The following is a 10,791-nucleotide window of genomic DNA, read 5'->3' as shown; positions in this document are numbered from 1 at the left end:
ACTGGTCCCCCGTCAACCGCGTCGACAACGCATATGGCGACAGAAACCTCATCTGCACATGCCCGCCAATGACCGAATACGAAGACGCCGCCGAGTAAAACAACAAAACCCCGCCAAAATCGGCGGGGTCATTTCCAAAACCAGAGGCAGCCCCGTGAACGAGGCTGCTTCCACAAAGACCGACAGAGAAATCATGAAACACTACGTCGTAAGAAAGGACTACACAGGACGAGCCAAGACGGCAGGTATATCGCGGGAGCGTGTTCAGCATATTGATGTCATTCTGCGCAGCCATGCCGACAAGGCTTCAGCCGTAACAGTTCTGGAATTCTACCGCGCGCTAAACAAGCTGGTGGAAAATCACACTTATGTCGTCACCTTGCGCGTCCAGGCTGAAGATTCGGTTGGTGGGCCGCTTTATTGGGCCGGACGTACAGCGATCTTCTGGGGTGATTTCGACAATATCTGGAAACCGGTGGGGGCGGAAAAGTCCTGGGTTTCGCAGGCCTTGAACCTTTCGCCAAGATCTCTTCTTGTCGGAGGCGCGGTTATGCTTCTGACCCAATCTGGCGGAGCAGACCGATCAGTTGCTGCCATTCATCAGAGTTTTGAAGCCGCAGCGCTGGAGAGCGGGCTGAGAAATTGTGGCAACGCGACGCATATCTCGGCGGACGGGCGCACACATAGCGCCAATACGCGCCTGAGCGCATTACGTCTTCTGGCAGAATTCGTGTCGATGGATCATGGTGAATACCTGGCGGATACCCTGCGCCGGTATATCGGGCTTGTCGAACCGAACCGGAAATCCGAGAGCCAGGTCGCAAACCGGTTGATACGCCGCGCGCAGGGGGACAAGCTGGTCACGCTTGTAGTGGAAAAGATGTTGGACAACATCGAGGACCCGCTAAGCATCTCCGAGCTTTCGGTTCTGGTAGGCACATCCGTTCGTCAGCTTCAAAGGCGGTTTCTTTGTAAAACGGGCGCCAAGTTGTTGGAGACTTATAAAGAGCTTCGGTTGGAACGGGCTTGTAGTCTGCTGAAATACACAGAACTGCCGGATATCGAAATTGCATCTGCGACAGGATTTTCATCTCGTGCTGCGATGTCGCGGGCGTTCTTCAAGCACTATAAGTCTCGGCCAGAGAGCGTCAGATATCGGCGTTTTATTGGCAGCATGCGGGCTTGACCGCGATTAGCCTTTTAGACCCTCACACTGCAAAGAGCCCAAGCCGGGAGCGCACAAAGAAACCTGTTCGGGCGTTGGGGTTTTTCAACGCTAAACGGAACCGATCCCTCTAGGTTGCCAGGGTGGCTGGTCGTAGAGTTGAGGTTTGGGCCATGATCGAGCTTAGAAGGGCGAGGTATGTGGGCTAATTGCTGAGGAATTCGACAAATCTTCGCGCAAGACTTTGACGCCGCGAGGTACCGGTCCAAACGGCTTGAATTGTGAGTTTTGGTAAAGACCATTCTGGCAGTATGCGTTGTAACCGACCGGTCGAAAGTTCTTCTGCGATCAAACTTACTGGAAGGTTTCCAAAGCCTACACCTGCCAGCGTTCCAGCTTTGGCTGCTAAAATGCTTTGGACGCTGAGTTGGCTGACATTCAGCGTTATTTCCTGCACATCCTGCTTGCGTGTCAGTGAAAACACATCACCCACTGGTCCCATCGACACAAAGGGAAGCGGCTCAAGGTCTTTGGGGACAGAAACAGGGCCATGGCGCAGGAGGAATTCGGGTGTGGCGACCAGCATATGCTGAACAGACCCGATCTTTTTTCGGGTCATGCTGGAATCCGGCAGGTCACCAATCCGTATGGCCAGATCATAGCGCTCTTCGACGAGGTCTTTGATCTGGTCAGAATAATCCAGCGTCAGCGCAACGTTTGGATGGCGAGCAACAAATTCCATTACTTTGGATTCGAGCGCGGGATCGGGAACAAATGCTGGCAAAGCAATTCGCAACGCGCCTGCGACATGATCGGAACCGGTTTCAATCTGTTCCAGGGCCAGTTCGATGCCGTCCAACCCCTGTTTCGCAGCTTCGAACAGGTTTCGCCCATTCTCCGATAGAGTCAGTTTCCGTGTTGTGCGATGAACCAGGACTTCTCCAAGTTCGTCTTCAAGTCGCGCGATATGATGGCTGATGACAGATGGCGCGACACCTAACCGCTTTGCGGCCTTAACGAATGCGCCTGTTTCTCCGATAGCGACAAATGCAATAAGGCTTTGGGCGTAACGATACATCCATTCAATGTATCGAGGAGTGCAGCCAGATAAAACGGGTTTCTCTATTAAAGCGAGTTTCAAGCTGACTGTCTTAACTCAACTCCGATATCTGAGAATACCTAACGGGCGGCGCTCTGTTCGTCGTGATCAATGCTGATCTTGGGGCGGTCAAGCAATGAACAGAGCAACGATTAGTGAGCCGATGATTTCCGACATAGTTGGTGCCTGGTGGCGCGTGCAGCATCGGATGTAGAGTAGATAAACTGGACGCGTTAAATGATCGCCTCACCGAGTTCCTTGTTAGCCCGATCACAAATCAGATGTTGCTTTGATGGGATGCAAGCCCGCGGCTTAGCTGCGAGTGATTGAGCAAACGCCGTTTTCATCGACATGATGTGAGTGATAATCACGGGTCTTCCGTGCAGTTCCATAAAAAACGAAAATCCCCGTATTGAAAAATATGGAACGTTCCAATAAGAATGATTCTGGAACGTTCCATATGTTGAGGGAAGAGAAATGGATTGGATTTTCGTTGGCGCGAGTACAATCGCTTCCGAGCATATGCTGAATGCGGTGCGCCAGCAGGCCGGCCACGATGTCAGATGGATTGTCAGCAATTCGTCTGATCGGGTGAGGGTCTGGGCTCAGGAGCATGACATTCCCAACGCAACCACCGATCTGAATGAGGCGCTGACTGATCCGCGTACTAAGGCGGTTTACATCTCTTCGACCAATGAAAAGCACCACGGGCAGGCTTTGGCCGCTATTGCGGCGGGCAAGCACGTACTTTGTGAAAAACCTCTGGGCATGACGCAGGCCGAAGCCGTTGAAATGGTGCGTGCCGCCGATGAGGCCGGAGTGGCATTTGGAACAAATCACCACCTGCGTTGCTCAGGGAGTCATCGTGCAATTCGCGACCTGATCGATGATGGGCGTATTGGTGACGTTCTGTCACTGCGCATTCATCACGCTGTGCACCTACCGGGTCACCTGCATGGGTGGCGTATAAACTCGGCCGATGCTGGCGGTGGGGTTATACCCGATATTGTTGTTCATGACGCCGATGTCACCCGATTCCTTTTGCGTGAGGACCCTGCTTCTGTTGTTGCGCAGATGGCCAGTTCGGGGATGGGGCAAGGGGTCGAAGACTCGTGCATGTCGGTCTGGACCATGCCGTCTGGCGCTATGGTCATGGCGCATGAGAGTTTCACGCACCCTCATGCTGGCTCTGGTCTTGAGGTTCATGGGACCCAAGGGTCGATCTTTGCGCGTGGCGTGATGACCCAAAGGCCCGTTGGGCAAGTTGAGCTGGTCACTGAAAACGGGCGTGAGGAAATCCCGTTCTCAGATCATTCTTTATACGTTCAAGGCGTCTCGGAATTCGTCGGGGCCATAGAAGGGCGGGGCCGTCCGGCCGCTGATGGCGCAGATGGGGTCAAATCCTTGTCGGTGGCACTCGGCGTGCGCGAGGCCGCTGTCTCGGGGCGGCGTGTTGAAATAGATTACGGTAGTTTCTGATGTCCAAGCTTTGTTCCGCTTCCGAGGCCGTATCGCGTATTCCTGACGCGGCTGTCATTACGGTTTCTTCCTCTTCGGCGCTAGGGTGCCCTGATCTGGTGCTGAAAGCGCTCGGGCAGAGATTTCAAGCAGAAGGGCATCCACGCGATATCACGACGCTCCACCCCATTGCTGCAGGCGATATGTATGGCGTGAAGGGCATGGAGTATCTGGCGCAGGACGGGCTGCTGGCGCGTGTGTTGGCCGGATCTTATCCGTCCGGGCCGTCCAGTCTTGAGATGCCGGAGATCTGGAAGATGATCGTTGAGGATCGGGTGGCGGCGTACAATGTCCCGTCCGGGATCCTGTTCGACATGCATCGTGAAGCGGCGGCGCATCGTCCTGGCGTGTTGACGCAGGTTGGGCTGGATACCTTTGTCGACCCGGTGCGCGAGGGATGTGCGATGAACGCTAAAGGTGCCGCGGCACCGATTGTATCTCGCGCCGAGTTTGGCGATCAGACCTGGCTGCATTTCCCGAATATCAACCCCAACGTCTGTATTCTGCGGGCGACCACCGCCGATGAGTTTGGCAATCTCACCTATGAACATGAAGGCGCGTATCTGGGCGGTCTCGAACAGGCAATTTGTGTGCGCAACCATGGCGGGTTGGTGATCGCTCAGGTCCAGCGTGTGACGGCTGCGGGCAGTCTGCGCCCGCATGATGTTCGTGTGCCAGGGCATCTGGTCGATCTCGTCGTGGAAGACCCCGACCAGAAACAGACAACCGAAACGCCATATGACCCTGCGATTTCCGGTCAAGTCATGCGCCCGTGGGGCAGTTTTTCACTGGCAGAGCACGGGGTTGAGAAGATCATCGCCCGCCGGGCCGCCCAAGAACTCAGATCCGGTATGAGCGCTAATCTGGGGTTTGGCATCAGCGCCATGGTTCCGCGTATCCTGCTTGAAGAAGGGCACCCTCAGGCGGTCACGTGGGCGATTGAACAAGGCGCCGTTGGTGGGGTGCCTTTGACAGGTTTCGCGTTTGGCTGCGCCTCAAACGCGCATGCCTATGTGCCGTCACCGCAGCAGTTCATCTATTTCCAGGGTGGCGGTTTCGATATGTCGTTCCTGTCTTTCCTTGAGGTGGATGTCGAAGGGAATGTGAATGTCTCGAAGCTTGGAAAAAAACCTTATCTGACAGCCGGGTGCGGTGGTTTCGTCGACATTACAGCACGGGCGAAGAAAATCGTGTTCTCGGGCTGGTTTGAGGCGGGCGCCGGGATTGAGTTGACCGAAGGTGGCATCAACGTCGCAACGCCGGGTAAATTCACCAAGATGGTTGATCAGGTCGAACACGTCACCTTCTCTGGCCGTCGTGCGCGCGAAACCGGGCAGGACGTGCTTTACGTTACTGAGCGCTGCGTGATCCGCCTTACCGACACAGGCCTGGTAGCGACTGAGATCATGCCGGGTATCAATGCTGAACGCGACATTGTTGCTGCCTCAGCAGGTCGCGTCAAAGTTGCCGAGAACGCGATACAAATGCCTAAATCGCTGTTCTTGGATGGCCCGATGGGGATGAAGCTGTGAGCGGGATCAGCTTTCATATCGAAGGCACAACGGCTGTCCTGACACTGGACAACGTCGCAAAGCTGAACGCGTTGACCGTTGAGATGCTTGAGGCATTAGAGGCCCGGCTGCAGGAGGTCGAGCGTGATACCTCAATTCGTGCGCTTGTTCTGACCGGGGCAGGTGAGAAAGCATTTTGTTGTGGGGCAGACATTGGCGCCTGGGGTGGTCTGAGCCCGGCTGAGTTCGCCCGACACTGGGTGCGGGACGGGCATCGCATTTTTGATCGTCTTGCCCGGATCGGTAAGCCGACCATCGCAGCGATAAACGGTCACGCCTTCGGCGGCGGCCTCGAACTGGCCAGCTGTTGCGACCTGCGGCTGGTAGCGCCGCGCACGACACTTGCCTTGCCCGAAGCACGGGTTGGAATTGTACCCGGCTGGTCAGGGACACAGCGATTGACGCGTTTGATTTCCGAAAGTGCAGTGAAAGAGATGGCTTTGTTTGGTCGCCGTATTGGTGCCTACCGGGCTGTTGCACTGGGATATGCCGCTGAGATCGCCGAGGATGTGCAGTCACGCGCGCTTGAGATCGCTGCTGAGCTGACCGACCTGTCGCCTCGCGCAACAGAGATCTCAAAAAACATGATCCACGCTGCGGTGGGTGAAGACACTCATGCGGTTGTCGAAGCTTTGGGTAGCGCTGCTATCGCCGCGTCTGCGGATCGCGAAGAAGGCGTGGCGGCCTTCATGGAAAAACGTAACCCTCAATTTTCGGGCCTGTAACGAATGAAAGACCTGACGATCAACCCTGCCATACCCTTTGACATGCCTGCGCTGTTCGAGGGCCGTCATCTGATCAACGGCGAATGGCTGGACAGCGCCTCGGGCGAAACCTTCGAGAGGTGTTCACCTTCACATGGTCATGTGGTGAGCCGTTCGGCTCTGGGTGGCGAGGCGGAAGCAGAAGCCGCCATCAAAGCCGCGCGTCAGACCTTTGACAGTGGTGTCTGGAGCCGTGCTTCTGGCAAAGAACGTGCGACCGTGTTGCTCAAGATCGCCGATCTGATCGAGCAAAACGTTGATCGCATTGCAGTGATTGAAACGCTGGAGAGCGGCAAACCGATCAGCCAATCGAAAGGCGAGGTTGGCGGTGCGGCAGACCTTTGGCGCTATGCGGCCTCACTGGCGCGCAGCACGCATGGCGACAGCCACAACACGTTGGGCGAAGACATGATGGGTGTGGTGTTGAAAGAGCCCATTGGTGTCGTATCAATCATCACGCCCTGGAATTTCCCGTTCTGGATTCTCAGCCAAAAGCTGCCATTTGCGCTGGCTGCGGGTTGCACCGTGGTGGTGAAGCCCTCCGAGATGACGCCTTCGACAACCCTGATGCTGGGTGAATTGCTGATTGAGGCCGGCCTGCCAGCGGGCGTTTGCAATATCGTGTTGGGGTATGGCGTTCCGGTCGGCAGCGTGATGTCCAGCCACAACTGTGTGGATATGGTCAGTTTCACCGGCTCGACCGCCGTGGGCAAGACGATCAGCGCTGTCGCGTCTGACACGCTCAAGAAAGTGGCGTTGGAACTTGGTGGCAAAAACCCACAGGTGATCTTTCCCGATGCGGATTTAGAAGCTGCCGCAGATGCTGTTGTATTTGGTGTCTATTTCAATGTCGGCCAATGCTGCAATTCCAGCAGTCGGATCATCGTGCATGAAGACATTGCCGAGGCGTTTCGAGACCGAGTTGTCGCCCTGTCTCGCAAAGTTAAATTTGGTGATCCGCTGGATCCGACGACACAGGTCGGCGCGATTGTGACACCCGAACATAACGCGAAGATCGACGCCTATGTCAAAGCGGCGAAGGACGCAGGCGCGACCATCGCGTTGGGCGGCGCTTCGCTTCAGGTCGAGGGTCTGGGCGATCAATTCTATCAACCGACGGTAATTTCAGACGTCGCGCCGGAAATGCCTATCGCTCGGGACGAGATATTTGGCCCGGTCCTGTCGGTGCTGACGTTCAAAACACTGGACGAAGCCATCACTCTGACCAATGATAGCGCTTACGGTCTGTCGGCAGGGGTCTGGAGCGAAAACGTTCACACCTGCCTGGAATTCGCCCGTCGTGCAGAAACGGGAACGGTCTGGACCAACACCTGGATGGACGGCTTTCCCGAACTTGCGTTCGGTGGCTTCAAACAATCCGGGCAGGGGCGGGAAATCGGACGTTACGGGTTCGAGGAATTTTTCGAGGTAAAATCAGTGGTCATGCGTATCGGCAATAGTCGTGCGCCATGGGTGTCACAAGACTAAGACGGGGCGCCGCAAAAGGGGCCCGCCAAGGAAGATCGCATTTAGGGAGGAAACAAGAATGCGTAATCTACTGAAGACCAAATCTCTGATCGTCGCCGGTCTGCTTTGCACGACCAGCCTTGCTCAGGCAGAAGAGGTTGAAGTTCTGCACTGGTGGACGTCGGGCGGCGAAGCTGCGGCGCTGAATGTGCTGAAAGATGACCTGTCTGGACAGGGCATCGATTGGACCGACATGCCCGTCGCCGGTGGCGGTGGTGAGCAAGCCATGACCGTTCTGCGTGCCCGTGTCACAGCCGGAAACGCACCCACAGCCGTGCAGGCACTGGGTTTTGACATTCTGGACTGGGCCGGTCAGGGCGCGTTGGCGGATCTGAACGATGTTGCGGCCCAGGAAGGCTGGGACGATGTCGTTCCGGACGCGCTCAAGGCTTTTGCCAAGCATGACGGCAAGTGGGTTGCGGCACCGGTCAACGTGCATTCGACTAACTGGGTATGGGCCAACAAGGCTGTTCTGGATGCCAATGGTATCGCTCAACCCACCAATTGGGATGAGTTCGTGGCCGCTGTCGAAGCGCTGAAAGCCGCTGGTATCACCCCGATCGCACATGGCGGTCAGGCCTGGCAGGATGCGACCATCTTTGATGCGGTGGCGATGTCCACGCTGGGTCCAGACGGCTACAAAGCGGCGTTCATCGATCTGGACGAAGGAACTCTGGGTGGTGACGCAATGAAAGAGGCCTTCGACCGCATGGCCTTTATTCGCGACAACGTTGACGAGAACTTCTCGGGCCGCGACTGGAACCTTGCAACGGCGATGGTCATCAATGGCGAGGCCGGTTTCCAGATGATGGGCGACTGGGCTAAAGGTGAGTTCCTGGGCGCGGGTAAAGTCCCGGGCGAGGATTTCCTGTGCTTCCGTTTCCCCGGCACGCAAGATCAGGTCACCTTCAACGCCGACCAGTTCATGATGTTCGATCAGGGTGGTTCGGTTTCGGCTGAACAGGCCGCCTTGGCTAGCGCGATCCTGTCGCCGTCGTTCCAGATTGCGTTCAACAAGGTCAAAGGCTCGGTACCTGCGCGTACGGATGTGGACGGCAGTGATCTAGATGCTTGCGGTCAGCAGGGCATGAAGGATCTGGCCGCGGCTGCATCATCGGGCAATCTGTTCGGCTCGATGGCGCATGGTCACGCAGCGCCAGCTTCGGTGAAGAACGCCGTCTATGACGTGGTCACCGCCCATTTCAACGGCGAATATGACAGTGAAACGGCAGTGGTTGAGCTGGTCGACGCAGTTTCGATTGCCAAGTGATCCTAACGTGATCCTCCCGATGGGGCGGCGGTGCAGCCGCCCTGTCACCTTAGGGGCGTGAACGCTCCGATCTTTTGCACTCGAACGAGGAGGGCGCGCCATGGCTGCTTCAGCCGACGCGGATTTCAAGACACGCCTTCAGAACTGGATACCCAAGCTGGTCCTGTCACCATCGCTGGCGATGATGTTGGTCTTTGTCTACGGCTTCATTCTGTTTTCGGTCTATCTGTCATTCACAGACAGCCGCATCCTGCCAACCTTCGGCTGGGTCGGTTGGGAGAACTATGACAAGCTGTGGCGGTTGAGCCATTGGGAGACCTCGCTGATCAATATGGGGATCTTTGCGAGCCTCTATATCGTGATCTGCACCTGCATCGGGCTTGGGCTGGCAATCTTCCTCGATCAGAAAATCCGTGGTGAGGGGCTGCTGCGTCCGATTTATCTATACCCTATGGCGCTGAGCTTCATCGTCACAGGCACCGCCTGGAAATGGTTCCTCGACCCCGGCATCGGCCTTGAGAACGTGATGCACACATGGGGTTGGACCAGTTTTGAGTTCGATTGGATCAAGAACCGTGATTATGCGATTTATACCGTCGTTCTGGCGGCGGTCTGGCAGACCAGTGGCTTCGTTATGGCCATGTTCCTTGCGGGTCTGCGTGGCATCGACAACGAAATCCTGCGGGCGGCTCAGATGGATGGGGCCTCGAACTGGAACCTCTATCGTCGGATCATCATCCCCCAGCTAAGACCCGCGTTCCTGTCGGCCTTCGTTATCCTCAGCCACCTCGCGATCAAGACCTTTGACCTTGTGATCGCCCTGACCGGAGGTGGGCCGGGCCGTGCAACCGAACTGCCCGCGACGTTCATGTACTCCTACACCTTCACGCGGAACCAGATGGGGATTGGTGCGGCCTCGGCCACGATCATGCTGATGACCATCGCGGCGATCATGATCCCCTATCTGTATGCAGAACTGCGGGAGAAACGCTGATGTCTCAAGCAACTCAGGATACCGCAATTCGCACGGGCCGCGTCACGCGCACGCTGATCTATCTGGTGCTGCTGCTGTTCGGTCTGTTCTATCTGCTGCCGCTCTATGTGATGCTAGTGAACTCGGTCAAACCGCTGGAAGAGATCACCGGCGGCGGCATGATGAACCTGCCGCAGGTGTTCACGATCGAACCCTGGCTGAAGGCCTGGTCCTCGGCTCAGATCGGAGTCGATCCAACCGGGTTGAAGCCCTATTTCTGGAACTCGATCAAGATGGTGGTTCCGGCCGTGATCGTCTCGACCATCCTCGGAGCTCTGAACGGTTATGTGCTGACCAAATGGCGCTTCAAGTATGACACCATCCTGTTTGGCCTGATGCTGTTTGCCTGCTTCATCCCATTTCAGATCGTCCTGATCCCAATGGCACGGATGCTAGGCATCATCGGTTTGGCGGGCACGACCTGGGGTCTCGCGTTGGTCCACGTGGTTTACGGGATAGGTTTCACCACGCTGTACTTCCGTAATTACTACGCCGTGTTCCCGACCGAATTGATCCGGGCGGCGCAGATCGATGGCGCGGGCTTCTTCCAGATATTCTGGCGCATCCTGCTGCCCAGTTCCGGGCCGATCGCCGTGGTGTCGATCATCTGGCAGTTCACCAATATCTGGAATGACTTCCTGTTTGGTGCGTCCTTCGCCGACGCCAATAGCCAGCCGATGACGGTGGCGCTGAACAATCTGGTGCAGTCGTCAACCGGTGTGAAGGAATACAACGTTCATTTCGCAGGCGCCATTCTTGCCGCCATGCCAACTCTGCTCGTCTACATCGTGGCCGGTCGATATTTCGTCCGCGGCCTGATGGCGGGTTCGGTGAAAGGATAAGA

General features: G+C 56.4%; 9 protein-coding genes. 8 read left to right on the top strand and 1 reads right to left on the bottom strand.

Annotated elements, in window-relative coordinates; translation table 11 throughout:
* Nucleotides 1-193: 193 nt before the first annotated feature.
* Nucleotides 194-1,186, top strand: a complete 993-nt coding sequence (locus tag ACR0IV_RS14085; RefSeq protein ID WP_480658598.1) for a helix-turn-helix domain-containing protein — start codon at nucleotides 194-196, stop codon at nucleotides 1,184-1,186.
* A gap of 184 nt (nucleotides 1,187-1,370) precedes the next feature.
* Here ACR0IV_RS14085 and ACR0IV_RS14080 read toward each other — a convergent pair whose 3' ends face one another.
* The gene (locus tag ACR0IV_RS14080; protein ID WP_480658599.1) at nucleotides 1,371-2,243 is read right to left on the bottom strand and encodes a LysR family transcriptional regulator; all 873 of its coding nucleotides are present in this window, start codon (nucleotides 2,241-2,243) and stop codon (nucleotides 1,371-1,373) included.
* A 498-nt stretch (nucleotides 2,244-2,741) separates the two neighbouring features.
* Here ACR0IV_RS14080 and ACR0IV_RS14075 point away from each other — a divergent pair, with 498 nt between their 5' ends.
* The 7 genes from ACR0IV_RS14075 (at nucleotide 2,742) to ACR0IV_RS14045 (ending at nucleotide 10,789) form a co-directional block, all read left to right on the top strand.
* A complete protein-coding gene (locus tag ACR0IV_RS14075) occupies nucleotides 2,742-3,743 on the top strand; it encodes a Gfo/Idh/MocA family protein (protein WP_480658600.1) in 1,002 nt (333 codons plus the stop codon).
* Nucleotides 3,743-5,314 carry an acyl CoA:acetate/3-ketoacid CoA transferase gene (locus ACR0IV_RS14070; protein WP_480658601.1) on the top strand — a complete coding sequence of 524 codons (1,572 nt, stop codon included), beginning with the start codon at nucleotides 3,743-3,745 and terminating at the stop codon, nucleotides 5,312-5,314. Before ACR0IV_RS14075 ends, ACR0IV_RS14070 begins: the two co-directional genes overlap by 1 nt.
* Nucleotides 5,311-6,078, top strand: coding sequence for an enoyl-CoA hydratase/isomerase family protein (locus tag ACR0IV_RS14065; protein ID WP_480658602.1), 768 nt, complete (start codon nucleotides 5,311-5,313; stop codon nucleotides 6,076-6,078). Before ACR0IV_RS14070 ends, ACR0IV_RS14065 begins: the two co-directional genes overlap by 4 nt.
* Before the next feature lie 3 nt (nucleotides 6,079-6,081).
* Nucleotides 6,082-7,605: an aldehyde dehydrogenase family protein gene (locus tag ACR0IV_RS14060; RefSeq protein ID WP_480658603.1), complete on the top strand. Its 1,524-nt coding sequence runs from the start codon at nucleotides 6,082-6,084 to the stop codon at nucleotides 7,603-7,605.
* Between the two features lie 58 nt (nucleotides 7,606-7,663).
* Nucleotides 7,664-8,914, top strand: coding sequence for an ABC transporter substrate-binding protein (locus ACR0IV_RS14055; protein ID WP_480472012.1), 1,251 nt, complete (start codon nucleotides 7,664-7,666; stop codon nucleotides 8,912-8,914).
* Nucleotides 8,915-9,014: 100 nt separating this feature from the next.
* Nucleotides 9,015-9,908 (top strand): carbohydrate ABC transporter permease, encoded by an 894-nt coding sequence (locus tag ACR0IV_RS14050; RefSeq protein ID WP_480472011.1) that lies wholly within the window; start codon nucleotides 9,015-9,017, stop codon nucleotides 9,906-9,908.
* Complete coding sequence (locus tag ACR0IV_RS14045) at nucleotides 9,908-10,789, top strand: carbohydrate ABC transporter permease (protein WP_068340098.1); 882 nt, start codon at nucleotides 9,908-9,910, stop codon at nucleotides 10,787-10,789. The genes ACR0IV_RS14050 and ACR0IV_RS14045 overlap by 1 nt, the downstream gene beginning before the upstream one ends.
* The last annotated feature ends 2 nt before the right edge of the window (nucleotides 10,790-10,791 follow it).

Source organism: Ruegeria sp. C2 (assembly GCF_056537765.1).
This window is presented reverse-complemented; position numbering and strand designations above follow the sequence as displayed.